Origin of the sequence: Methylobacterium sp. Leaf111 (assembly GCF_001423285.1) — a bacterium.
Classification (GTDB): domain Bacteria; phylum Pseudomonadota; class Alphaproteobacteria; order Rhizobiales; family Beijerinckiaceae; genus Methylobacterium.
In genome coordinates this window covers 469,982-494,712 of sequence record NZ_LMNE01000045.1, presented here as the reverse complement: position 1 = coordinate 494,712, position 24,731 = coordinate 469,982, and the positions used below count along the sequence as shown (strand labels likewise).

Here is a 24,731-nt window from a genome sequence, read left to right as displayed (position 1 = left end):
GTGTGCCACGGCACGCCCATCCGCTTGCCATTTTAAATTTCAATCGTCATTTAAAAGGAGACGGGCCGGTGGATCGGACCCGCTGGGAGAGGGTCATGAGCCAAGCCATTCGCGAGCAAGCCGTGCGAAAGACGGCCATCGTCACCGGAGCCTCCTCCGGCATCGGTCTCGCCAGCGTCCGGGCCCTCCACAAGGCCGGCTATCGCGTGTTCGGGACGAGCCGACGCAGCAGCGCCGTCTTGGGCGATGCCGGCACCCTCCTGACCTGCGATCTGACCGACGAGGCGTCGGTCGCCGCGATGGTGAAGACGGTGCTGGACGAGACCGGCCGGATCGACCTCCTCGTCAACAATGCCGGCTTCGGCATCAGCGGCGGGGCCGAGGAATCCTCGATCGCCCAGGCACAGGACCTGTTCGACGTGAACCTGTTCGGCGTGATCCGGGCGATCCGCGCGGTCATTCCGACGATGCGCGCGCAGAAGAACGGCCGCATCATCAACATCAGTTCCGTGCTCGGTCTGATTCCGGCCCCCTACATGGCGCTCTACGCTGCCAGCAAGCACGCGGTGGAAGGCTATTCGGAATCGCTCGACCACGAGGTCCGCAGTCAGGGTATCCGCGTCGTCTTGGTCGAGCCGGCCTATACCCGCACGGCCTTCGACCAGAACCTTCTCGTTCCCGATGCCCAGCTCGACCTGTACATCGAGGCCCGGGCCGGTGCCGACCGGACGATGCGGGCGGCCATGGCGACCGCCGACGCGCCGGAGATCGTGGCCGACGCCGTGCTCGCCGCGGCCGAGGCATCCGTGCCGCGGCGCCGCTACACCGCCGGCAAGGTCGCGCGCCAGATCAGTCTGCTTCGCCGCTTCGCCCCCGCCCACCTCTTCGACAAGAGCCTGCGCAAGCAGATGCAGCTGGCGAACTGAGGCGGCAGACTTTCCGCACCCGGCGCTCAGAACTCCATGCCGAACTTCACCCGGACGGTGTGCCGCTCGAACTGGTTCAGGCCGAGCGCGCGACCCGCCAGGCTCGGGTCGGCATCGCGGCCCCAGACCTGTCCGGCATACGCCACCGTGAGCCAGATCTTTTCGGTGAAGCGGTGGTGCAGGGCAGGGCCGACGAACAGGGCCTCACTCTCCAAGTCATTGAGAAACGTGCCGTTGTAGCCCCGCAAGTAGCGGATCTCGGGCCCGAGATAGGTAGTCTCCCCAACGCGGGCGACCAGGGCGTTCGACCAGAGGAAGGTCGATGAGCGGTAGCCCGGGGCGTCCGGGCCGCGCTGGCGACCGGCCGCCGGTTCGAAGCTGATGTTGCTGCCGTACCAGAGCTTGTTCGGCACGAGTTGCAGATCGAGCTGGAGCACGGTCTCCATGTCGAAGATGTCGGCGCCATTTCCCTCGATGGGCAGGACGCGGGCGAAACGCGGACGAAGCTCAAGCGCGAGCCCGAGGGGCTGATCCTTGTCGCCCTTCAGGAACTGGTACTTCACCTCGACGGAGACGCCGTCGAACGTTCCGTAGGACTTGTCGTCGAGATCGACGATGTTGCGGACCTGACGAAAGGTGCCGAACGCGCCGAACTCGATGCTCAGGCGGTCGATCGGATCGAACTGGTAGCCGAGCTTGGTGTCGAGGACGCGGTAGTGGCCTCCGCCGGGGCCCGATAGCCGCTTGCCCAGGCGGGAAATCGTATCCACGACGACCTCCTGCTCGCCCTTCTCACCGGCATCGGAGCCTTCCGTGAAGCCGAAGAGATGCTCGGTGTCGACATCCTGAGACTTACCGTCGTCACCGCCGCCCTTACCGTCCCGTGTCTCCTTGTCCGCCTTGGCATCCTGGTGGCCCGCTTGCTTTTTCTGCGGTGGGGCCCCCTTTCGGGAGGGCGCTGACCGGCCATCCTTCGATGCCCAGACCGATGGTTTAGCGGTTGCGGGATCATCCATTTCAGCGGCGCCAACGACTGTCGACGATAGAGCCAGGACCATACCCATGATGGGTATGATTGGACGCACGCAACTCCCAGTCATCAGGCAAGATCCTGCTTCGTCCCCCGACATGATGACTGGCGGACCCTCGTTATGACCTTAGACACGCCCGCGTTGATCCTGCCTGCTGCGAATGAGACACAGATCCAAGAAATGACGATACTGATGGATTAAGAACGCAGTTTCTTACGCGCAGGACGCCCGGAGGAGATCGCATCGGGAATTTAACGGATCCGCGTCTTCCGATCGGAACGGGCGCGGTGTGGGACGGTTTCCTCGACGCATCAGCCGGGAGATTGAACATGCGGATCATTGCGACAGCGTCGGCCCTCGCCCTCCTCACCTTCGGCAGCGTCGGAGCGGCCGAAGCCAAGGGCTGCATCAAGGGCGCGATCATCGGCGGAATCGCCGGCCACTACCTCGCCGAACGTGGGGTCGTCGGGGCGGTCGCGGGCTGCCTCGGCGGCCGATATCTGGCGAACCGTCAGGCGAAGCGGCAACGCGACATCGATTACGGTTCGCGCGTGGAGCCCCGCGGCGCGGGTTATGGGCCGTCCCAGGGACCGGCGCGCCGCAACTACAGCTACTGACACGAGGCCGGGGCCATCGAGCTCAGGGCCTGCTTCCCAGCGACGCGAACCGCAGCGGGGCAACGGGGCGCGTCGCCATCCAGAGAACGTGGCGCGGTCCGTCAGCCCCGCCGTTCGCGCGGATGCGGAATTCATCGACGGCAAAGCCATGCAGGCGTAGGCGCGCCTTGAAACGTCGGTCGGGTTTACCGGACCAGACCGCGAGGATGCCGTCGCTCCGCAGGGCGTAGTGTGCCCGCTTCAAACCCCAGGCATCGTACAGGCGGTCGTTCTCCCGTCGAGTCATGCCGGACGGACCGTTATCGACATCCAGCAGAATTGCATCGAAGCGCTCGGGTCCCGATTGGATCAGGCGATTGACGTCGGTCTCGACGATCTCGACTCGTGGGTCGTCGAGACTGTCACCGAAGAGATGGGCGAGGGGACCTCGTGCCCAGGCGACGACAGCCGGGATCAGTTCGGCGACCACGATCTTCGCGTCCGGTCCGAGGGCACTCAGGGCAGCGCGCAGGGTGAAGCCCATGCCGAGTCCGCCGATCAGGATGCGTGGCGCCGCGCGACCAGCGAGTCGTTCACAGGGGATGGTCGCGAGGGCCTGCTCCGAGCCGCGATCGAGGTTCGTCATGAGTTCCGCTTTCCCGACCTGGATCGAGTAGGCGTCTCCCTGGCGCAGGAGATTCAGCGGAGCGGAACTACCGGGAATGATGCTGGTGTCACAGAGGACCCAGGGGGGTGACGACATCGACGCTGGACTCCCTCCGCGACATCGTACGGACGCGGCTGCCACCGCCTCATCCGAAATCTCGCGAAGGTCAACCTCGGTAGCGACCCCGCGTTTCTCCATCGGAGACGGTTCGTACACCCCGAAGCGTTCGCTCAAGGGGACGGATCCAGCACGATCCTGAAACCCGGCTCGCGGATAGGTCTCCCCGGCGGCAGGATTCAGATCAGGGCGCCGGACTGCGCCGGTGCAGCGGCGCGGGTGGCCTCCGTGCCAGCATTCGGGGCCTCCGCAGCCTTGGCCGGGGAGAGCACGACACCGGCCCGTCGCTCCAAGGTGGCGACGGTGCGGAAGGCAAGGGCGATCCCGGCGAGACCGAACAGGACGGAGCCGAGGCCGACTCCGGCGATGACGCCTTTGGGACCGTAGAAATGCGCGCCGATGAGGGCTGGCGGTACGGTGCCCAGGGTGGCGCGTCCCCAGTTCAGAGCGGTGGAATAGAATGGGAACCCAAGATTGTTGAAGGAGGCGTTGGCCAGGAACAGCAGCCCGGTGAAGAACCAGACGCCACCACTAACGAGACAGAAGAACCCGAACAGGTCGGCCGCAACGCCCTCAAGCGCAAAGAGGCGTGTCAGAGGGTCGGCTCCCAGGATCAGGGCTGTCCAGACCACCAGAACGTAGACGGCGGTGACCAGCGTGCCATCGCGCAGAACGCCGCGCATGCGATCGAACCGGGCCGCACCCCAGTTCTGACCCAGGATCGGTCCAATCGAGCCAGACATGGCGAAGAGGCCGCCGAACGCCACCGGAGTCAGGCGGTCGACCACCACGTTGCCAGCCACCGCGACTGCGCCGAATTGCGCGAGCGCGTGGGCGATGAAGGCGCTCGCCACCGAGGGCGCGAGATTCGTCAATACCGCCGGCAGGGCGATCCGCATCACGACGGGCGCGTCCGCGATGACGTCGGCGAGCTTCGGTCGCGCGAGCATCCGGTGCTGACGCACACCCCACAGGCCGATGATCGCAAAGGTGGCGCGGGCAAAGCAGGTCGTGATGGCCGCCCCGTCGACGCCGAGGCCAGCACCGAAGATCAGCAGTGGGTCGAGTCCGGCAGTGACGATGGCGCCGCCAAGGGTCACGTACATGGCCTGACGCGCAGCCCCGACCGCTCGCAGCAGGCCGGAGAACATCATGCCAGGCCCCATCAGCAGGTTGGAGGGCAGCGTGATCCAGAGAAAGCGTGTCGCCACCGGAAGAGTCTCGGCGTCGGCACCGATCCAACCCAGGAGGGTAGGCAGGCATGGCAGCATCGCCACGACGAGGACGCCGGAGACGACAATTCCCTGGAGGGTCCCGGAGGTGGCGAGGCGCCGCGCGCCCTCCTCATCACCGGCCCCAATGGCTCGCGAAACGAGAGCACCAGCTGCAATCATCAGGCCGATATTGATGGCGATGGCGAAGAACTGGACGATGGTGGCAAAGCCCACCGCCGCCGTCAGCGTCGGCTCTCCGAGCTTGGAGACGTAGAGCAAGGACAGGAAGTCGACGACGAAGATCGCCATCAGCCCGATTGAACCAGTGGCGCTCATGGTCACCACGTGGCGCAGAATCGATCCCTCGACGAACCGCGCCGATCCGGATGTCACCTCAGGCATCCGTCCGGGATTCCTGCTGCCGACTTTGGAAGGCTTCATCGGTCTCGAGGGTGCGGGTCGCCGCCTCTCGCCTCTGGGATCCAATGATGTCGCGCGTCTCCGCATTGAGTGCACGGGAAGGCCGCTTCGGCTCCGTCAGCGGCTCCGGCTTGATCTCATTGAGGCCGCGGGCCCAGCTCATGGTGTCCGGCAGCGCGCCCGCCTGCTGAAGTACGAGGCGTGCGACGTCGCGCTTGCGCACGTCCTCGGCGGTGGCGGCGGCCGCCTCCGTGCTGAGACCGAGACCTTCCAGGGTCGCCCGACCGAAGGCGAGGGCGGAGTCGACCGTTTCGCGGAGCTGGAAGTCGACGTCCCGGTTCATCAGCTCGACGGCATGCATGCGATCGAAGGCCCGCACATAGGTTCGCACGCTCGCGAATTCCTCGTGGACGATATCGACGATCTTCAGGGCGGCCTCGCTGTCGTCGACGCAGATGCAGACGAGTTCGGCCCGGCCGATGCCGGCGGCGCGCAGCACATCGAGGCGGGTCCCGTCTCCGTAATAGATGCGGAATCCAAAACGGGCGGCACTGCGGATCTGCTCCACATCCTTGTCGATCACCGTGACGCTGATGCCCTCGGCGAGCAGCACCTGTGTGAGAATCTGTCCGAAGCGGCCGAAGCCGATGACGAGGACGCGGGCCTCGGTGCTCTCGATGGCTTCCGGCAACGCCTCGGGCCCTTCGGGACGTCGGGCAAGCAGGGCGTCCAGAGCCTTCGCCGCCACTGGACCGACCAGCATGGTCAGTGCCGCGAGTGCCACCGCAAAGCGTGTGCTCGCAGAATCCACGAGGCCGAGTTCGCCGCCCGCCGGCAACAGCACGAAGGCGAATTCTCCCGCCGGCGCCAGGATGGCTCCACCGCGCACCGCATCGAGCCAGGGCGAGCCGAACAGGCGGAACAGGCCCGCCACCACAGCGACCTTGAGCAGGATCGCACCGGCTGTTGCCCCCAGCAGGGTCGGCCATTCGGCCTTGAGCAAGCCGCCATCGATCGACATGCCCACGCTCATGAAGAACAGGCCGAGCAGCATGCCCCGGAACGGCTCGATGTCGGCCTCAAGCTGATGGCGGAAGTTGGACTCGGCCAGAAGCACGCCTGCCAGAAACGCGCCCATCGCCATCGACAGGCCGACATGCTCCATCAGCATTGCGGTGCCGAGCACCACGAGAAGGGCCGCGGCCGTCATGACCTCGCGGGCGCCACTGGCCGCCAAGAGGCCGAAGAACGGATTGAGGCCGTAGCGCCCGACCAGCACCACGGCAAGGATCGCCGCGCCCACCGTACCGGTGGATTGCAGGGCTGAAAGGAGCCATCCGTCGCCGCCGCCCGTGCCGGATGAGGCGACCAGCGGCATCAGCGCCAGGATGGCGACCACGGAGATGTCCTGAAACAGCAGCACCGCGAAGGCCCGCCCGCCATAGGGCGTCCCCATATCGCCGCGCTCTTCCAGCAGTTGAAGCGCGACGGCTGTGGCCGAGAGGGCGAGCGCGATGCCGATCACGAGGCTCGCCGAGGGCTTGGCCCCCATCAGGATTCCGACGCCTGCCAGAGCTGCCGAGCAGACGACGAGCTGGGCAGTGCCGAGGCCGAAGATGTCCCGTCGCATCGAGACGAGTCGCGAGATCTGGAGTTCGAGCCCGACGATGAAGAGCAGCAGCACAACGCCGAGTTCGGCGACGCTCGCCGCCGTCTCGGGCTCCGCGATCAGCGAGAAACCGAAGGGCCCGATGACCACACCGGCAACGAGGTAGCCGAGCACGGCGCTCTGGCCGATGAGGCGGAAGATCGGCACGCCGATCACCGCCGCCGACAGGAACGTCAGTACGGGAGGCAGGAAGCTGACGTGCGTCGTGGCGCTTGCCATGAAAATCCGAGGTTGGATGCGAATCCAAGACGGCGATGGCCGACCCCGTTCGGAACGATCCAAGCGTGCCAGGCGGCTCCGTCTTAACCAGCGGGAGCCCAGCCGTCACGTCAGGGGAAGGAGGAAGCTCCTCGCAAACAATCAGATGAGCATCCCACAGTGCGAATCGGCACCTTCCTGGATCCGGCGTCAGTCGCATCGCGTCGGCCATTGTCCGCGCGGAACGCGCCGGCCCGCCCGGCGCTCGTTTCGGCGGCCGATCAGGAAACTCGACGCATCGCCTTCAAGCGGCAGGATCTCGGAATCCAGTACGTCCTGGCGGCTGAGCCCGATGTCCCGGAGTTCGCGATCCGACATCACCGATAGCTGTCGGACGACCCGCCGATTGATCGCAGAGCGGGAAATTCCGGAAGCCGCAGCGGCGAATATGGCGCCCAACCGCGCCGTAGCCACCGCCATGACGGTCCGGGTCCTGCCAGCGGTGACAAGCCCAGCGATGGTCGTACGGAAGCCGTCCATGATGCGCGTCCTTTCTTCGAAGCGCGTGGCGATGCCGCGACTCTGCGTGGAAGAGGATGGGCACGACAGGGACAGTACAGTACGGTTGGGGTGAATTGTCCGGGACAAGGATCAGGACAGATGAAGACGCTCCCCTCGTCGAATCGCTCTTTGGTCGAGACGGTGGCGGGGGCGATCACGGATCGGATCGACAGCCGCCAGCTCATGCCCGGCGCACGCCTCCCCTCAGTCCGCGCCTTCGCTGAAGCCATGGGAGTCTCGAAGTCCACTGTCGTCGAGGCCTACGACCGGCTCGGGGCCGAGGGCGCGATCGTGGCGCGGCGCGGTTCGGGGTTCTACGTGGCGGGCAAGACCCGCCCGCTCTGCCTCAAGGCGGTGGGACCGCAACTCGACCGAGCGGTAGATCCGCTCTGGATCACCCGGCAATCCATGCAGGCCGGCCCGGACCTCGTGATGCCGGGCTCCGGCTGGCTGCCGTCGTCCTGGATGCCCGATGAGGCGATTCGGCGCGGCCTTCGTCAGCTCGCACGCGGTCCAGCAACCAACCTGGTCTCACACGATCAGCCCCTCGGCTTTCCACCCTTACGCGCTCAGATCGCCCGGCGGCTGGCGGAGAAGGGGGTCGAGGCCGGCGCCGATCAGGTGGTGCTGGTCGACTCGGCGACGCAGGCTCTCGACCTGCTCTGCCGATTCCTGCTCGAACCCGGCGATACCGTGCTGGTCGACGATCCTTGCTACTTCAACTATCACGGCCTCCTCCGGGCGCAGCGTGCCCGGGTCGTCGGCGTTTCGATGACCCCGAACGGTCCTGATCTCGCTGCCCTCGCCGCGCACCTCGCCGAGCATCGGCCGCGCTTCTACGTCATCAATTCTGCGCTTCAGAACCCGACCGGCTCCACCCTGGCGCCGACCATCACCCATCGCATCCTGAAGCTCGCCGAGGCGCACGATACGCTCATCATTGAGGATGATATCTTCGGGGATTTCGAGGGAAAGCCGTCTCTACGCCTCGCCGGTTTCGACGGGTTGGAGCGCGTCATTCAGATCGGCAGCTTCTCGAAGACGCTGTCGGCTGCCATCCGTTGCGGTTTCATCGCGCTGCGCGAGGACTGGGTGGAGCCTCTGATCGACCTCAAGCTGGCCATGAGTCTGGGGAACAGCCACCTGTCCGCGAGCCTGATGCACGCGCTCCTTACGGACGGCACGTACCGCCGGCACCTCGCCGAGGTCCGCGAGAAATTGGGACGGGCGATGGCGCCGGCTCTTCGGCGCCTCGAAGGATGCGGACTGACGGCGTGGCTGGAGCCGTCCGGGGGGTTCTTTCTGTGGATGCGTCTGCCGGATGGAATCGATTCGGCAGACGTTGCCCGGCGTGCCCTGGCACTCGGACTCGTGCTCGCACCGGGAGGCGCTTTCAGCCCCTCGTCGCTCGGCAACAGTTTCCTGCGCTTCAACGTCGCCCAGTGCACCGACCCACGTCTGATCCCCATGCTCGAGGCCGCCCTGAACGAGTGCGTGGCGGCGCGATCCGAGCCGGTGGGTTGACGAAAGTCTCGCGGAGAATTTTCCGGGTCCTGTGCGCCACGCGTACCCGCTTTCGCCGTACCGGAGGTGCCCGCAGGGGAGTTTTCCGTTATGACAGGTTGACAGGGGCGTCCCCGCCTCGCCACATCCCGGCTATCATGAGCGACGCGAATCTGACGACCTCCTCCGCCTCCGGTGACACGGGCAAGCCACCTCTGGAGATCCTGCTCTGTGCGCCGCGCGGTTTCTGCGCCGGTGTCGTGCGGGCGATAGACGTGGTGGAACGGGCACTCGCCATCTACGGACCTCCGGTCTACGTCCGTCATGAAATCGTCCACAACAAGTACGTGGTCGAGAGCCTGAAGCGGAAGGGCGCGGTGTTCGTCCGCGAGCTCGACGAGGTTCCCGACGGCTCTGCTCCGGTAATCTTCTCGGCTCACGGCGTCGCCAAGACGGTGCCGCACAACGCAGATTCCCGCGGCCTCACCACCATTGATGCCACTTGCCCGCTGGTGACCAAGGTCCATCGCGAGGCGGAGATCCATCACAAGCGCGGTCGCCACGTGCTACTCGTCGGCCATTCCGGTCATCCCGAGGTGGTCGGCACCATGGGCCAGTTACCCAAAGGCTCGATCACGCTGGTTGAGGACCTCGATCAGATCGCCGCCCTGGAGCCGGAAAACCGCGATAACCTCGCTTGGGTGACGCAGACGACCCTGTCGGTGGACGACACGCACCACATCGTCGAGGCGCTGAAGAAGAAGTTTCCGACGATCACCGGCCCGCACAAGGACGATATTTGCTACGCCACCACCAACCGCCAGGAGGCGGTGAAGCAGGTAGCGCCGCTCGTCGATGCGGTCATCGTGGTCGGTTCCTCAAACTCTTCGAACTCGCAGCGTCTGCGCGAGGTCGCCGAACGCGTCGGCTGCCCGATCACCCGCTTGGTGCTGCGGGCCGAGGAAATCGATTGGCCGGCCTTTGAGGGCATCCGAAAGCTCGGACTCACGGCTGGTGCCTCGGCACCGGAGGTGCTGGTGGAGGAGATCATCGACGCCTTCGCAGCGCGCTACACCGTGACGGTGGATACGGTTTCCACGGTGGTCGAGGACATGTCCTTCCCGTTGCCGCGCGAACTGCGCAGCGAAGCTGCCGAATAGGCAGACAGCGCTCCCAATAGACCTGGCTTCAGCAGGGGCGCCGTTCGGCGCCCCTGTCCATTTCGTCCCCGAAATTATCAAGCGAACGTGCCGTGGCAGTCTACACCGAGGTCTCCGACGCGGCGCTTACCGCCTTTCTCGCGGCCTACGACATCGGTACGCTGCTTTCCTACAAGGGCATCGCCGAGGGCGTGGAGAATACGAATTTCTATCTCCACACCACTGGCGGCTCGTTCATCCTGACTCTCTACGAGAAGCGCGTCCGAGCGGACGACCTGCCGTTCTTCCTCAACCTGATGGAGCACCTCGCCGCTCGCGGCCTCGCGTGCCCACAGCCGATCCGCGATCGCACCGGAGTTGCACTGGGTGAGCTCTGCGGTCGACCCGCAGTGATCGTGACCTTCCTCGACGGTGTCTCGGTGAAGCGACCCGGCGTCGATCACTGCCATGCCCTCGGTCGGGCGCTCGCCGGGTTGCACGCGGCAGGTGCCGATTTCGGGATGCGGCGCGTCAACAATCTCTCGGTCGATGCATGGGAACCGCTCTTCCGTCTTTCGGAGCCTCAAGCGGATACCGTTTCACACGGCTTGACCGAACGGGTTCTCGGCGACCTCGCCGTGCTCCAGGCGTCCTGGCCCTTGGGTCTTCCGTCCGGCGTGATCCACGCCGACCTCTTCACCGACAACGTGTTCTTCATCGGCGATGAACTGTCGGGGCTGATCGACTTCTATTTCGCCTGTACCGACGCCTTCGCTTACGATCTGGCCATCTGCCTCAACGCCTGGTGCTTCGAGGCGGACGGCAGCTTCCACCGCGACATGGGCGCGGCTCTGATCGCGGGCTACGAGGCGGTGCGCCCCTTGGTTTCGGCCGAGGTCACGGCCTTGCCGATCCTGTGCCGGGGCGCGGCCCTACGCTTCTTGCTGACCCGACTCGTCGACTGGCTCAATGTGCCGACCGGCGCCCTGGTCCAGCCGAAGGATCCCCTGGAATACGACCGCCGGCTGACCTTCCATCGCACTGCGACGGATGCGCGGGATTACGGTTGGGCCGGCCCGGGACCGTTAGCCTAAGGGCCTCCCCGGACGTCTCATCTTGCCGGCGGATCCATGGCATCCGCCGGCGCATGGGTCAGATCACTTTGAGAAGAGCCTCGGCACCCGACAACTCGGTCTTGGCCGGGGAGTCCTCGACGTTGAGAACACGTACGACACCGTCCTCGACGAGCATGGCGTAGCGCTTCGAACGGGTGCCGAGGCCGAACCCGGCACCGTCCATATCGAGCCCCATCGCCTTCGCGAACTCGGCATTGCCGTCAGCGAGAAACTCGAGGCCTTCGGCCCCACTCGCCTTCTGCCAGGCATCGAGCACGAACACGTCGTTGACCGAGGTGATCGCGATGGTGTCGATGCCCCGAGCCTTGATCTCGGCCTGCTTCTCCACGAAGCCGGGCAGGTGATTGCGGTGACAGCTCGGCGTGAAGGCACCGGGGACCCCGACGAGGACGACGCGGCGGCCCTTGAAGAGGTCGTCGGTGGTCTTGGCTTCCGGGCCGTCCGCCCCACTCACGCGGAACGTGACCTGGGGGAGGTGGTCGCCAACCTGAATGGTCATCCGTCGTCTCCTGAAGATCGCCGGGGCATCCGAACCTTCGGATCCCTGATCACTGTCGCAGCGTCGTACCCGGTCGACACACTGGGCCCGCCCGTGAAAAATCGTCTAGCTCGCAGGGGTTAGCCTGTCGAGTTTCCACTGCCGCCGATGTGGCGGATATCCATCGGCGGAACGTGCCGTGCCCTGGACAAAGGCGCCTGCCCGCGTAGCATGCGCCAATGCAGCGTTCACAGGCCCGCAAGGGCGATCCCGCCTATCTTGATGGTCAGTTTCTCGTCGCCATGCCGGGTCTGACGGATTCACGCTTCGCCCGGTCGGTCATTTATCTCTGCGCCCATTCGGCGGACGGAGCCATGGGGATCATTCTCAACAAGGCCGTCACTGACCTCAGTATGCCCGATCTGCTGATCCAGCTCGATATCGCGAGCGAGACCGATGCGATCCGGCTCCGCGAGCGCGTCGGGCACATGCCCGTGCTGATGGGCGGCCCGGTCGATGCCAAGCGCGGCTTCGTTCTCCACACTGACGATTTCCATATCGATCAGTCCACGCTGATCATCGATGATGGAATCTGCCTCACGGCGACAGTGGACATCCTACGGGCGATCGTGGCCGGAGACGGTCCGGCCAGTGCCGTCTTGGCCCTTGGCTATGCGGGATGGCAGGCGGGACAACTCGAGAACGAGATCCTGGCCAATGGCTGGCTGGTCTGCCCGGCCGACCCAGACATGATCTTCCACACGGCTCTCGAAGCCAAGTACGAGCGCACGTTGCGCAACAACGGCATCGATCTCGCGATGCTGTCGGTGAGCGCCGGCCATAGCTGAGGCTTCGCGCTACTGATCGGCGAACGGAGCGCCACCCGTATCCGGATTCATGCCCTCCACCGGCGGCTTGCGGCGCGGGCGTGGCGGGGATACCGAGGCGCTTGGTGACGCGGTGTTGGTGTTGACCCCGAGGCGGGTAGCGAGTGCCAAGGCCCGCGCTTCGGTGAAACGCAGGTTGCAGAAGCCATGCGCCCCTTCGCGAGCATAGGTTCGGCACATCTGCTCACGATCCGATGAGAAGGCCGCCTGTTCGGTGACCACGGGGCGAAGCTCGGGGCCGCGCAAGCGCTGGCTGATCAGCTTGTAATTCTCACGCACGGCCCGGTCGGCACCGCCGCGTGCTGCCTCGAACTCGCTCGCTCGTGCAACGAGCGTCGCGGCAGCCGGTCCCCACAGACCCGTTGGGGTCGTGGCGCAATCGGCCGCTGCGAAGGTGCAGACAGGACCGGACATCGATTGCACCAGGATGGCGCCATCGAGGACATCGAACCGAAGGGGACACTCGCCGCCGGTGACCTCGAAGCGGCCGACGCCTTCCGGGCGGCCCTCCGACGAGACCGCCAACGGCGCCCCCCCGTTCAACGGCACCTTGCAGGCTTCGACCGGCTGCGAAATCTTATTGCCCGGCAGGACGATGCGGGCCGTGGTGCCCGCTCCGGCCCGTTCCAGCTTCAGGCTGCCCGTGAGCCCGTTCAGCATCAACTCCTGGCCCATCAAGTTGTCCTCGGAGGGCGCTTTCAGGACGATGGGCTGACGGGGAACCGGGGGCGCCTTCGGCGCCTCGGTGGCGGATGGCGGAATTCCCTCGCCGGGGGCACCCGGCATCGGAGCCTGCGGAGCCGAGGGCACCCCCCGTGGAGGTACTGGCGGCTTGGCCGCCCGCCCAATCCCGAACAACTCCTCGAAGAACGACTGCGCACAGGCCGGGTGAGGAACCGATGCCAGCACCGGGAGAAGAAGAAGCACGCGGGTCAGACGCATCGAAACTTTCAGGCCTATATCCGTGGAAACGGCGTGATGCGCAGGCAAGCACGTTCAAGCCCCACTTACCATGCAACGATTTTCTTGCCACAGCAGCGATGCCGCTCCTTGCCGACGAGACATCGGGGACCGCGCTGGCGCCGTCGTTGCGAAGACCGCGGCTGGCGGTTCGTGAAGCTGTCGGTATTCCAAGTCGGTGAAGGGGGTAACGCGGTTCCGCGCAATCGGATGCACCTCCTCGCCGGGCTCTGCCTTGCGGCCTCGCGACACCCTTCTTATATCGGCCGAGACGCGGGATTAAGACCCGGCTCTGCACCGTTCCGGGGCGCGAACCGGTGTCCAAGCCCGTTCTCACACAGTCAGTTTTGCAAAGCCATGGGCCGAGCTGCTTCGGGGCTCGGCGGTCTGCTTGACCAAACGACAACAGAGGGATCCCACCATGGGTAAGGTAATCGGTATCGATCTCGGCACCACGAATTCCTGCGTGGCCGTCATGGAAGGCACGCAACCCAAGGTCGTCGAGAATTCGGAAGGTGCTCGCACCACGCCGTCTATCGTCGCATTCACCGACGAGGGCGAGCGGCTCGTGGGCCAGCCCGCCAAGCGTCAGGCGGTCACGAACCCAGAGCGCACCTTCTTCGCCATCAAGCGTCTCGTGGGTCGGACCTACGACGATCCGATGACGCAGAAGGACAAGGGCCTTGTCCCCTACAAGATCGTTCGCGGCGACAATGGCGATGCCTGGGTCGAGGCGGACGGCAAGAAGTACTCGCCCTCGCAGATTTCCGCCTTCACCCTGCAGAAGATGAAGGAGACGGCCGAGGCGCATCTCGGTCAACCGGTGACGCAGGCCGTCATCACGGTACCCGCCTACTTCAACGATGCCCAGCGTCAGGCCACCAAGGATGCTGGCAAGATCGCCGGTCTCGAGGTCTTGCGAATCATCAACGAGCCGACCGCGGCGGCCCTCGCCTACGGCCTCGACAAGAAGAAGGCCGGCACCATCGCAGTTTACGACCTCGGCGGTGGTACCTTCGACGTGTCGATCCTTGAGATTGGTGATGGCGTATTCGAGGTGAAGTCCACCAACGGCGACACCTTCCTGGGTGGCGAGGACTTCGACAACCGTGTGGTCGAGTATCTGACGAGCGAGTTCAAGCGCGAGCAGGGCATCGACCTCACGAAGGACAAGCTCGCCCTCCAGCGCCTGAAGGAAGCCGCTGAGAAGGCCAAGATCGAGCTGTCGTCAGCGACACAGACCGAGATCAACCTGCCCTACATCACGGCCGATGCTACGGGTCCAAAGCACCTCGCGCTCAAGCTCAGCCGAGCGAAATTCGAATCCCTCGTGGACGATCTCGTCCAGCGCACCATCGAACCCTGCCGCAAGGCGCTCAAGGATGCCGGTGTTTCGGCCTCCGAAATCGACGAGGTGGTGCTGGTCGGCGGCATGATCCGCATGCCGAAGATCCAGGAAGTCGTGAAGTCCTTCTTCGGCAAGGAGCCCCACAAGGGCGTCAACCCGGATGAAGTCGTGGCCATCGGCGCGGCGGTTCAGGCCGGTGTGCTCCAAGGCGACGTCAAGGACGTGCTGCTCCTCGACGTGACCCCGCTGTCGCTGGGCATCGAGACCCTGGGCGGCGTGTTCACTCGCCTGATCGACCGCAACACCACGATCCCGACGAAGAAGTCCCAGACCTTCTCGACGGCCGAGGACAACCAGAACGCGGTGACCATCCGGGTCTTCCAGGGCGAGCGCGAGATGGCGGCCGACAACAAGCTGCTCGGCCAGTTCGATCTGATGGGCATTCCTCCGGCCCCGCGCGGCATGCCGCAGATCGAGGTGACCTTCGACATCGACGCGAATGGCATCGTGAATGTCACGGCCAAGGACAAGGCGACGAACAAGGAACACCAGATCCGCATCCAGGCGTCGGGTGGCCTGTCGGACGCCGATATCGAGCGGATGGTTAAGGACGCCGAGGCGAATGCCGAGGCGGACAAGAAGCGCCGCGAACTCGTCGAGGTGAAGAACCAGGGCGAGAGCCTGATCCATGCCACCGAGAAGTCGGTGAAGGAGTACGGCGACAAGGTCACTGCGGACGACAAGGGCGCCATCGAGACGGCCATCACCGCGCTCCGCACCGCCCTCGAGGGGGACGATGTGGAGGTCATCAAGGCCCGCACCACCGACGTGATGCAGGCTTCGATGAAGCTCGGCGAGGCGATGTACGCCGCCAACCAAGCCGGTGAGGCGGGGGCCGAAGCCGGCACCGGTGAGGCGAAAAAGGACGACGTCATCGACGCCGACTTCCAGGAAGTCGATGACAAGGACCAGAAGAAGCGGGCATAACGCCTACATCTGAAGACGGGGCCGGAGCGATCCGGCCCCGAGCCATGTTCGGCTTGTCCCGATGAGCGGAACCAGCCGCGTTTCAGGCGCACCGGCGTTTAATGGGGACGGTGCGGTCCAGTCGGATCGAAGCGCCGGGGACTTTGAGGACGGGAATGTCGAAGCGGGACTATTACGAGATTCTGGGCGTCTCCAAGACCGCGACTGACGGCGAGATGAAGGTCGCCTTCCGTAAGCTCGCCATGAGCTATCACCCGGATCGCAATCCGGGGAATGCAGAGGCCGAGCTCAAGTTCAAGGAAATCAACGAGGCTTATCAGTGCCTGTCTGACGGTCAAAAGCGTGCCGCGTACGACCGCTTCGGCCACGCCGCATTCCAGCAGGGTGGCGGCGGCGGTCCCGGATTCGGAAACGAGTTCGGCGACTTCATGTCGGATATCTTCGACAACTTCTTCGGTGATGGCCGGGCCGGCGCTGGCGGCGGGCGTGGCGGCGCGCGCGGCGGCCCGGCACGCGAGCGTGGCGCCGATCTCCGCTACAATCTCGAGATCTCCCTCGAAGAGGCGTTCAGCGGAAAGGCCGAGACCATCAAGATGGCGACCTCGGTCACCTGCGAGGTCTGCTCCGGCTCCGGTGCCAAGGCCGGCTCGAAGCCGCGTCCCTGTCAGACCTGCGGTGGCTATGGCCGCGTGCGTGCGGCCCAGGGCTTCTTCGCCATCGAGCGCACCTGCCCGAACTGCCACGGCCGCGGCGAGGTGATCGACGATCCCTGTAGCGCCTGCAGCGGTGCAGGCCGCGTGACGCGCGAACGGACCCTCGCCATCAACGTACCGGCCGGCGTTGACGACGGCCTGCGGATCCGTTTGGCCGGCGAAGGCGAGACGGGCCTGCGCGGCGGACCGGCGGGTGACCTCTACGTCTTCCTCTCGATCAAGCCGCACGAGTTCTTCCAACGTGACGGCGCCGACCTGTTCTGCCGCGTGCCGATCTCCATGGTGACCGCGGCGCTCTCGGGCGAAATCACCGTGCCGGTGATCGATGGCTCGCAAACCCAGGTCCGTATCCCAGCTGGCACCCAGACGGCGAAGCAATTTCGTATCAAGGGCAAGGGCATGCCGGTGCTGCGATCGCGCGACGTCGGCGACCTCTACATCCAGGTTTTCGTCGAGACGCCGCAGAACCTGTCGAAGCGCCAGCGCGAATTGCTCCAAGAGTTCGATCAGTCGGCCTCTGACGAGAACCATCCGGAGAGCGCGGGCTTCTTCTCCAAGGTGAAGGATTTCTTCGATGGGCTCGGTGGGGTAGCCAGGACATAGACTTGCAATATCCTTCGGATCAAAACCGTTCGGCCATGGTTATCGCATGTGGCGGTCGAGCACCGCCTGCACGATCCTTGTGTGCGCCCCGGCGGGTTCGATGTTTGCAAGCTTGACTGCCGGAGAGCTTCGTCGTCTAGCCTTTCCCTCCCAACCCGTGATCTGAGGACATAGGGTCTTGCCGCCGCTACGCCGCTCCAGCGCAAAAGCCGACCTCGCTTCCGGTGCCAACCGTACACGGCGGGATCCGCTGGAGGACGAGGCGCGATTCCTGCGTTCCTGGTTCGAGCGTCCCCTCGTCACTGGCGCTGTGACGCCGTCTGGCAAGATGCTCGCCCGCACGATGGCCTCCTACGTCGATCCGCGCATCACCGGCCCTGTAATTGAACTCGGACCTGGGACGGGACCCGTCACCGAGGCCTTGATCCGGCGTGGCGTCGAGCAGGAGCGCCTGATCCTGGTCGAGTATAATCCGGATTTCTGCAAGCTGCTGCAGAAGCGCTTTCCCCGCGCGACGATCTTGCGCGGCGACGCCTACAACATTCGCGAAACATTCGGCACGATGCTGGCGGAGAAGGCGGCGGCGATGGTTTCAAGCCTTCCGCTCTTCACGAAGCCCTTGGAGCAACGTCTCGATCTCTTGAACGCCGCCCACGAAATGATGCATCCGAGTGCGCCGTTCGTGCAGTTCACGTACGCGGTGGTCCCGCCGATCCCGGCCCGGTGCGATGCCGGCACCTACACGGCCAGTCGTTCGAACCGAGTCTGGCTCAATCTTCCGCCGGCGCGTGTCTGGGTCTATCGCCGACCCTGAGGGCGATCGTTGGATTTCCGAACGCAGGCTGAAGAGCGGTCTCAGTTCGCGTTCAGTGCCAGAGCACTATCCCGGATGCCGAGGGCGAGACCCGCCTTGGCAATCGAGACAGGAGCTTCACGATGATCACCTTGCGCGCAGTTTCTTTGCGGGGAATGAGAACTCTGTTCGCCGTGATGAGCTTCGCCGGCGGCCTCGCACTCGCGACGAATGCGCAGGCTTTGCCCCTCGTGGCGCCGGTCTACGGCAATCCGCAAACCGCAATCACCCCGGTGCAGTACTGGGGCGGGCATGGTGATTGGGGCCATCATCGCCGCCATCACGAGGACCGCGGCTATGGTCACCAGCGCCGGCATTTTGGCTGGCGGCATCGCGATCACGGCTGGGATCATTACCGCGGTTGGGAAGGGCGTCGTCACCATCACCACGGTCGCGGACGTTACGACTACTGACCGCTCCGGCTTCCGGTGCTTCAACGCAGAGCCGGCGCCTGCCTATCCCGCGATCCGCTCCAGGACCGCAGGCGTTCGCTCCACGGGTGTCGGGTCGATGCGGTAGGCCGCCAGCAAAGCGGCTTCGGCTCGCTCGGCGGAGGCTGCATCGGCTGCATGGACCATCGCAAGCGGCTGGCCTTGCTCGATCCGAGCTCCGATACGGGGCAGCCCGGTGAAGCCGACACGTGGATCGATGTCGTCCTGCGGGCGGGTTCGACCACCACCGAGACCGATCACCGCAATGCCCAGATCTCGCGTCGCGATCGAGGCGACGTAGCCGTCCGTCTTCGCAGCGATCGCACGCGTGATCGGCGCCTTTGGCAGGTAGCGCCCGGTCCGCTCGACGAGGTCGACGGGCCCTCCGAGCGCAGTGACCATCCGGGCGAAGACTTCGAGCGCGCGGCCTGACGCTCTCGCGTTCTCCAGGCGGGCAGAGGCGTCCGCGACGTCAGAACTGAGGCCGCCGACCACCAGCATCTCGGCGGCAAGCGCCAGCGTCACGGCGTGGAAGGCCGGCTCGCACCAGCGCCCGGTGAGATAGTCGAGGGTATAGGCAACCTCCAGGGCGTTTCCGGCCGCCGAGGCGAGGGGCGAGTCCATGTCGGTGATCAGCGCCACCGAACGCAGGCCCGCACCACCCGCCACATCGACGATACTCCGCGCAAGACCCTCGGCTTCCGGGCGCTCGGCCATGAAGGCGCCCGAGCCCACCTTGACGTCCATCACCAAGCCGTCGAGACCGGCAGCGAGTTTCTTGGACAGGATGGAGGCGGTGATCAGGTCGAGGGACTCGACAGTGCCCGTCACGTCCCGAATCGCGTAGAGGCGCCGATCCGCGGGCGCGAGGTCTGCGGTCTGTCCGATGATGGCGCAGCCCACGTCGGCGGTCACACTCCGGAAGCGGTCGAGGCCCGGCATCGCGTCGTAGCCCGGGATGCTCGCGAGTTTATCGAGGGTGCCGCCGGTATGCCCGAGGCCGCGTCCCGAGATCATCGGGACGTAGCCGCCGCAGGCCGCGACCATCGGTGCGAGCGCGAGGCTGACCGCGTCCCCCACTCCGCCGGACGAATGCTTGTCCAGGACGGGTCCAGGTAGGTCCCACCGCAGGACGGTGCCGGACTGGGTCATCGCCCGGGTCAGCGCCACGCGCTCCGACCGCGACAGGCCGCGGAAAAACACCGCCATGGCGAAGGCAGCGGCCTGCCCCTCGGTCACCCGCCCGTCCGTCAGGCCCGCGACGAAGTCCGCGATGTCCTCGGCCGGGATCGCGCCGCCGTCCCGCTTGGTGCGGATGAGTTCCTGGGGCAGCCTCACCGGCCGGTCTCGGCGGAGGCCGCGACCAAGGCCGTGCGCAGGCTGCTGGCGCCGAGGCGAAATGTGCGGGGAGAAACCCAGGCCGGCCCCATGACGCGATCGGCGAGGGCGAGGTAAGTGCCCGCATCCCCGACGGTTTTCAGGCCCCCCGAGACCTTGAGACCGACGGGATGCCCCCCTGCGTAGTCCCGGATTGCGTGAAGCATCGCCTCAGCGGCCTCCGGGGTCGCCGAGACCGCGCTCTTGCCCGTGGAGGTCTTGAGGAAATCCGCCCTGGCCTCGATGGCGAGGCGGCTCGCGGCCGTGATGGCGTCCGGGGTCGCCAGGACGCCGCTCTCCAGGATGACCTTCAGCAGACGACCGCCGTCGCAGACGTCGCGGATCGCGGCGAGCATGGTGCGCGCCGTGCCGGTCTCGCCGGCGAGGACGCTGCGGTAGGGCAGGACGAGATCGATCTCGTGGGCGCCATCGGCCAGCGCTTCGGTCGTATCCTCCACCGCCCGCTCGATGTCGTCGCCGCCGGCGGGAAAGTTGATGACGGTGGCGACGCGCACCGGCGTGCCGGCGAGCAGCCGGGCGGCGCGGCTCACGTAGTGCGGCCAGACGCAGACGGCGGCGACGGCGCTCGCCCGGGCGTCGCGGCAGAGCGCGTCGATGGCGGTCTCCGAGCAGGTTTCGCTCAGATCGGTGAGGTCGAGGAGGGGCAGGGCCCGCCGGGCGATGGAGGCGTCGTCGGTCATCAGGGGGCACTCGCGGGCAGGCGGGCGACGAAGGCGGCGACCAGGCGGGCGAGGGCGTCGCCGGCCCGGGCGGCGACGGCCTTGGTCTCCGCGTGGTGGGGATCGCTGCCGTCGATCCCGGCGCCGAGGTTGGTTACGACGGACAGGGCGGCGACGGGCAGGCCGTAGAAACGAGCGAGGATGACCTCCGGCACCGTCGACATGCCGACGAGGTCGGCGCCGAGGAGGCCGGCCATGCGGACTTCCGCCGGGGTCTCGAAGCTCGGTCCGGCGAACCAGGCATAGACGCCCTGGTGCAGGGCGACGCCGGATTCTCGTGCCGCGGCAAGGAGATGGGCGCGCAGGGCCGCGTCGTAGGCGCCCACCATGGGCACGAAGCGGGCGTCGCTGGCCTCGCCGATCAGCGGGTTGAGGCCCGAGAGGTTGAGGTGGTCGGTGAGCGCCACGAGGCTGCCGGGGCCGACCTCCGGCCGCAGGGAGCCGGCGGCATTGGTGAGGAGAAGCGCTTGTGCTCCAAGGACTTGCGCGACGCCGAGCGGCACCCGCATCACGGCGGCGTCGCCGGTCTCGTAGGCGTGGGCGCGGCCCTCGAAGACGAGGACCCGGCGTCCGGCGAGGGTCCCGGCATGGAGGCGGCCGCCATGGCCGCTCACGCCCGGGGCCGGAAACCCCGGAATCTGCCCGTAGGATACCGAGAGGGTCGTGTCGAGGTCACGCACGATTCCGCCGAGTCCGGTGCCGGTGACGATCGCGCAGGCGAAGGGTCCGCCGAACCCCTGCGCACGCAGCAGACCGGCGGCGGCCTGGACCCCCGGCTCCGGTTCACGCAAGGATTCATCCCCCATCGGTCCCCCCGGGTGCGGCGCCCAGGTTGTCCGGGCCGAAGGAGTCGGGCAGCAGGGCCCCGACGGTGAAGGCGGCGCGGATCGCGACGGGGTCGGCGACGTGGACCCGGACCGCGGGACCGGCGAATTCGCGGATGCGCTGCCGGCAGGCGCCGCAGGGGGTGACGAGGCCGGGCCCCGGGCCGAGGACCAGCAGGGCGGCGATGCGCCGGCCGCCCGCGGCCACCATGGCGGCGATGGCGCCGGCCTCGGCGCAGGTCCCCACCGGATAGGCGGCGTTCTCGACGTTGCAGCCGGCATGGAGGGCGCCCGACTCGTCGAGGAGCGCCGCCCCGACGGGAAAGCGCGAGTAGGGGGCGTAGGCGCGCCCCTGCGCGGCCAGGGCGGCCGCGAACAGGCGGGACAGGTCCGGACTCATGACGTCCGAAATCTTGGCGTCCAAAGTCGTGGATTCCGGGGTCATCGGGGCGGGACACGGCACGGCATCGCGCGACTTAGGCACCAAGGGGCGGGGCTGTCGAGGGCGGGCGCGACGGATGCATCGACAGCGCGCCCCCGGGCTCCTAAGACGGGGCGAATGGGAGACGAGCCGGGAGGCGGGGGACCATGTTGGGACGTTTCGAGCGCGGCGCCTCCGGCGAGGCGGTGGTGGAGTACGGCGACGGCACCATGCGGGTGATCAAGCCCGGCAGCTTCGTGCGCTGCGCGGTGACCGGCGAGGCGATCCCCCTCGATGCCCTGCGCTACTGGAGCGCGACCCGGCAGGAGGCCTATGCCAGCCCCGAGGCGGCGATGCAGCGCCTCGCCGAGACGGGACGTCCGGATTAGGGGATTTTAGCGCAATTAGTAGGTCAGAGACCGGGTAGGTTCTGCACATACAAATCTGATGAAGGCTACGGCGGGTGCAGCCCTAACATCGGATTGCCTCGTACGACCGGCTTGGGCGGATTTTCGCTGGTCCGCTTACCGGCGGTTCAGGCATTAAAGTGGTCGTAGACGCCAAACAGATGGGTGATCCGTTGCAGAGGCCCTTCTTGGCAACGGTAGAGATCAAAAGCGTGCTGCGACACCGCCCATGATCGTGCGCGGCGTACCCGGTGTAGCGTAGCGGTTCTGGAAGGCGCGGTCGTAATAGTTCGTGTCGAGTAGGTTTTCGACATTGAGATAGACCCGCACCTGCGGAGTGAGCCAATAGTACGAGATCAGGCTTAAGATCGTGTAGTCCGGCAGGCGAAAGGTCGAGAGGGCGGTGCCAGCCTTGCGCTGACTGACATAAGTCACGCCACCACCAAGACCAAGCCCCCGTAATTCTGCCCCTTGGAACTCGTAGACGCTCTGCAGGGCGAGGGTGTCGGCAGGGATGTTGGCGATCCGCGTGCCCACGGGCAGCGTGTTGTCGCGGCTCACGGAGGCATCCGCATGGGTATAGGTGCCGATCACCCGCCAGCCGGGTGCCAGATATCCAGCAACGGTCAGGTCGAAGCCCCGGCTGCGCACCTCGCCCGCCGCCACGCTGAAGTTTGGATCGACGGCATCGGCCGTGAGGACGTTGGTGCGCCGGATGTCGAACAGAGCTGCCGTGGCGCTCAGTTGCCCGTCGAGCAGGCTGAGCTTGGCGCCGACCTCGTAGCCTTCGCCTTGCTGGAAAGCAAAGGGGCGTCCCGAGCGATCCGTGCCGGTATTCGGCAGGAAGGAACGGCCGTAGCTGCCGTAGACCGAGACCTCATCGGTAAGATCGTAGGTGAGGCCGAAGCGCGGGGTCGCGACCGTATCCTGCAGGCTCGTGGTGCGGCCGGTGCGGTAGTCGGTGGAAACGAGGCCTAGGTTCTCCACGCGCACGCCCAGAAGGGCATGAAGGCGTGGAGTGAGGTCTATCTGATCCTGAACGTAACCACCGAAGCTCTCGGTGTTCTGCAGGAAGTTGGTGATCGAAGTGAGTGGAGGGCGGGTGGATTGCCCGTAGCGGGGCGAGAGGAGGTCGAGGATGAAGGGGAAGAGGTTTGCGTTCGAGCGGTCGAAGATCTCGCGATAGCGGTACGTGTCGTACTCCAAGCCCATCAGCAGGGTATGGCGGAATGGGCCGGTCTCGAACTTGCCCGCGAGGTTGAGTTGCAAGTCGAGATCCGACCAACTCAAGTCGCGATGCTCGAAGGTTCGGCGTAGGGTACGCCCATCACTGAGGACATTCATGGCGCCTACGCCGTCGCCAAAGAGCTTCCCACCCAGCGCCTGGACGCCGGCAGTGACCACCCAGTCCTGATCGAGCTTGTGCTCGATGCGCAGCTGGCCAAGGGCGTTATCGTTGCGCACCGGCGGGATGCCGGGCTCGCCAATGAAGCGGTTGCGCGGCAGGGCGCGGATGTTACCGTTGATCGGCACGACGCCCCGGTCGAAGGTCGCCGTCGTGCTGGCGAACTCGCCCTCCAAAGTGATCGTGGTGTCAGCGGTGGGCTTCCAGGCGATGACGGGAGCGAGGTAGAAGCGGTCGCCGTGTACGAAGTCGCGGAAACTTCCGTTGTCCTCAACGGCGCCCGTAATGCGAGCGAGCACCCGGCCTTGCTCGTCGAGGGCGCCAGTCGCATCGAAGGTACTGCGCTTCTGGTTGAAGCTTCCGAACTGCGTGCCGATCGCAAGGGCTCGCTCGGCCAATGGCTGCTTAGTGACGATGTTGAAGGTCCCGCCGGGATCGCCGCGTCCGTATAGGAAGGCAGACGGACCCTTCAGCACCTCGATTCGCTCAATGGAGACCACGTCCGGCGAGGGCGGGTAGCCCCGATTGATTGGGAAGCCGTTGCGGTAGTACTCGCCCGTATTAAAGCCACGGATGGTGAACTCCGTCAGGCCAAGGCCCGCGAAATTGTTGGCCCGGCCGACGCCGGCAAGATCGAGGGCGGTGTCGACCCGCGTCGCGGCGGCGTCCTGCAGAACCCGATCCGGCACGACGACGACCGTCTGGGGCACCTCGCGTATCGGCGTGTCGGTGCGGGTTGCGCTGACACTGTCCCGTGCAAGGTAGCCATCGACCTTGCGTGCTGTTCCGCCCGCAGACGCTCCGGAGCCGGCCACCGAAAGTTCGTCGAGCTGAACCTCTTGCGAAGCATCTGCGGCGAGCTGAGCTACGGCCAAACTGGGCCCAAAGCTAACTAACGAACCCGATTGCGCCAGAAGCACGAAAGCAGCGGACGAGGCCAGCGTAGTGGTTCTCTTGGGCATTTTGCTCGACACGTCCACGCACGCAAACCAACTTGAATCAATTCGGTCCGTTACGGTCCAGAAACACTTGCGGTCAAGCTTGCGGGTTTCCGAGCACACACGTCTAGTTTCGAGGTATTCTTATATACCTTAGCCTTGGTCTAGAAGCGTTATAATCT

The 24,731-nt window shown here is 65.8% G+C and carries 23 protein-coding genes; 11 read left to right on the top strand and 12 right to left on the bottom strand.

Annotated elements, in window-relative coordinates; all coding sequences use genetic code 11:
• Positions 1–95 precede the first annotated feature (95 nt).
• On the top strand, positions 96–926 hold the full coding sequence (locus ASF41_RS19060) for an oxidoreductase (protein WP_056274593.1): 831 nt from the start codon (positions 96–98) through the stop codon (positions 924–926).
• Positions 927–952: 26 nt separating this feature from the next.
• Here the strand turns inward: ASF41_RS19060 and ASF41_RS19055 are convergent, their stop codons facing one another.
• On the bottom strand, positions 953–1,696 hold the full coding sequence (locus ASF41_RS19055) for a hypothetical protein (protein WP_244479709.1): 744 nt from the start codon (positions 1,694–1,696) through the stop codon (positions 953–955).
• 590 nt (positions 1,697–2,286) lie between these two features.
• Here ASF41_RS19055 and ASF41_RS19050 point away from each other — a divergent pair.
• Positions 2,287–2,574 carry a hypothetical protein gene (locus tag ASF41_RS19050; RefSeq protein WP_056213765.1) on the top strand — a complete coding sequence of 96 codons (288 nt, stop codon included), beginning with the start codon at positions 2,287–2,289 and terminating at the stop codon, positions 2,572–2,574.
• 22 nt (positions 2,575–2,596) lie between these two features.
• Here ASF41_RS19050 and ASF41_RS19045 read toward each other — a convergent pair whose 3' ends face one another.
• The 4 genes from ASF41_RS19045 to ASF41_RS19030 all read right to left on the bottom strand — a co-directional run bounded on the left by ASF41_RS19045 (position 2,597) and on the right by ASF41_RS19030 (position 7,378).
• Positions 2,597–3,316 (bottom strand): spermidine synthase, encoded by a 720-nt coding sequence (locus ASF41_RS19045; RefSeq protein ID WP_056495938.1) that lies wholly within the window; start codon positions 3,314–3,316, stop codon positions 2,597–2,599.
• A 200-nt stretch (positions 3,317–3,516) separates the two neighbouring features.
• A complete protein-coding gene (locus ASF41_RS19040) occupies positions 3,517–4,953 on the bottom strand; it encodes an MATE family efflux transporter (RefSeq protein WP_156653376.1) in 1,437 nt (478 codons plus the stop codon).
• Positions 4,946–6,859: a monovalent cation:proton antiporter-2 (CPA2) family protein gene (locus ASF41_RS19035; protein ID WP_056274601.1), complete on the bottom strand. Its 1,914-nt coding sequence runs from the start codon at positions 6,857–6,859 to the stop codon at positions 4,946–4,948. Before ASF41_RS19035 ends, ASF41_RS19040 begins: the two co-directional genes overlap by 8 nt.
• Before the next feature lie 189 nt (positions 6,860–7,048).
• Complete coding sequence (locus ASF41_RS19030) at positions 7,049–7,378, bottom strand: DUF1127 domain-containing protein (protein WP_056495931.1); 330 nt, start codon at positions 7,376–7,378, stop codon at positions 7,049–7,051.
• Positions 7,379–7,498: 120 nt separating this feature from the next.
• Here ASF41_RS19030 and ASF41_RS19025 point away from each other — a divergent pair, with 120 nt between their 5' ends.
• From ASF41_RS19025 to ASF41_RS19015, 3 genes are all read left to right on the top strand, one after another.
• Positions 7,499–8,923, top strand: a complete 1,425-nt coding sequence (locus ASF41_RS19025; protein ID WP_056495928.1) for a PLP-dependent aminotransferase family protein — start codon at positions 7,499–7,501, stop codon at positions 8,921–8,923.
• 137 nt (positions 8,924–9,060) lie between these two features.
• Positions 9,061–10,062 carry a 4-hydroxy-3-methylbut-2-enyl diphosphate reductase gene (gene ispH, locus ASF41_RS19020; protein ID WP_056213754.1) on the top strand — a complete coding sequence of 334 codons (1,002 nt, stop codon included), beginning with the start codon at positions 9,061–9,063 and terminating at the stop codon, positions 10,060–10,062.
• A 92-nt stretch (positions 10,063–10,154) separates the two neighbouring features.
• Entirely contained in the window at positions 10,155–11,135 is a 981-nt protein-coding gene (locus ASF41_RS19015) for a homoserine kinase (RefSeq protein WP_056495925.1), read from the top strand.
• 58 nt (positions 11,136–11,193) lie between these two features.
• On the opposite strand, the gene ASF41_RS19010 is transcribed toward ASF41_RS19015, so the two are convergent.
• Positions 11,194–11,676: a peroxiredoxin gene (locus tag ASF41_RS19010; protein ID WP_056351505.1), complete on the bottom strand. Its 483-nt coding sequence runs from the start codon at positions 11,674–11,676 to the stop codon at positions 11,194–11,196.
• 218 nt (positions 11,677–11,894) lie between these two features.
• On the opposite strand from ASF41_RS19010, the gene ASF41_RS19005 reads away from it, so the two are divergent.
• On the top strand, positions 11,895–12,503 hold the full coding sequence (locus ASF41_RS19005) for a YqgE/AlgH family protein (protein WP_056495922.1): 609 nt from the start codon (positions 11,895–11,897) through the stop codon (positions 12,501–12,503).
• Positions 12,504–12,512: 9 nt separating this feature from the next.
• Here ASF41_RS19005 and ASF41_RS19000 read toward each other — a convergent pair whose 3' ends face one another.
• Positions 12,513–13,484: a hypothetical protein gene (locus ASF41_RS19000; protein WP_056351508.1), complete on the bottom strand. Its 972-nt coding sequence runs from the start codon at positions 13,482–13,484 to the stop codon at positions 12,513–12,515.
• Between the two features lie 439 nt (positions 13,485–13,923).
• On the opposite strand from ASF41_RS19000, the gene dnaK reads away from it, so the two are divergent.
• From dnaK to ASF41_RS24215, 4 genes are all read left to right on the top strand, one after another.
• Positions 13,924–15,837 carry a molecular chaperone DnaK gene (gene dnaK, locus ASF41_RS18995; RefSeq protein ID WP_056213744.1) on the top strand — a complete coding sequence of 638 codons (1,914 nt, stop codon included), beginning with the start codon at positions 13,924–13,926 and terminating at the stop codon, positions 15,835–15,837.
• Positions 15,838–15,992: 155 nt separating this feature from the next.
• On the top strand, positions 15,993–17,153 hold the full coding sequence (gene dnaJ, locus ASF41_RS18990) for a molecular chaperone DnaJ (protein WP_056213741.1): 1,161 nt from the start codon (positions 15,993–15,995) through the stop codon (positions 17,151–17,153).
• A gap of 178 nt (positions 17,154–17,331) precedes the next feature.
• Entirely contained in the window at positions 17,332–17,967 is a 636-nt protein-coding gene (locus ASF41_RS18985; RefSeq protein WP_056213738.1) for a class I SAM-dependent methyltransferase, read from the top strand.
• Positions 17,968–18,089: 122 nt separating this feature from the next.
• Positions 18,090–18,419 carry a hypothetical protein gene (locus tag ASF41_RS24215; RefSeq protein WP_156653375.1) on the top strand — a complete coding sequence of 110 codons (330 nt, stop codon included), beginning with the start codon at positions 18,090–18,092 and terminating at the stop codon, positions 18,417–18,419.
• Between the two features lie 42 nt (positions 18,420–18,461).
• On the opposite strand, the gene deoA is transcribed toward ASF41_RS24215, so the two are convergent.
• Genes deoA through ASF41_RS18960 form a run of 4 tightly spaced genes read right to left on the bottom strand, consistent with a single transcriptional unit; the run spans position 18,462 to position 21,778 of the window.
• Positions 18,462–19,775, bottom strand: a complete 1,314-nt coding sequence (gene deoA, locus ASF41_RS18975) for a thymidine phosphorylase (RefSeq protein WP_056495916.1) — start codon at positions 19,773–19,775, stop codon at positions 18,462–18,464.
• Positions 19,772–20,515, bottom strand: coding sequence for a deoxyribose-phosphate aldolase (deoC, locus tag ASF41_RS18970; protein ID WP_056495912.1), 744 nt, complete (start codon positions 20,513–20,515; stop codon positions 19,772–19,774). Before deoC ends, deoA begins: the two co-directional genes overlap by 4 nt.
• On the bottom strand, positions 20,515–21,345 hold the full coding sequence (locus ASF41_RS18965) for a purine-nucleoside phosphorylase (protein ID WP_244479708.1): 831 nt from the start codon (positions 21,343–21,345) through the stop codon (positions 20,515–20,517). The genes deoC and ASF41_RS18965 overlap by 1 nt, the downstream gene beginning before the upstream one ends.
• Positions 21,346–21,349: 4 nt before the next feature.
• Positions 21,350–21,778 carry a cytidine deaminase gene (locus tag ASF41_RS18960; protein WP_056496082.1) on the bottom strand — a complete coding sequence of 143 codons (429 nt, stop codon included), beginning with the start codon at positions 21,776–21,778 and terminating at the stop codon, positions 21,350–21,352.
• A gap of 188 nt (positions 21,779–21,966) precedes the next feature.
• On the opposite strand from ASF41_RS18960, the gene ASF41_RS18955 reads away from it, so the two are divergent.
• Complete coding sequence (locus ASF41_RS18955; RefSeq protein ID WP_056213726.1) at positions 21,967–22,188, top strand: DUF2093 domain-containing protein; 222 nt, start codon at positions 21,967–21,969, stop codon at positions 22,186–22,188.
• A 222-nt stretch (positions 22,189–22,410) separates the two neighbouring features.
• Here the strand turns inward: ASF41_RS18955 and ASF41_RS18950 are convergent, their stop codons facing one another.
• Entirely contained in the window at positions 22,411–24,573 is a 2,163-nt protein-coding gene (locus ASF41_RS18950; protein WP_200941295.1) for a TonB-dependent siderophore receptor, read from the bottom strand.
• Positions 24,574–24,731 lie beyond the last annotated feature (158 nt).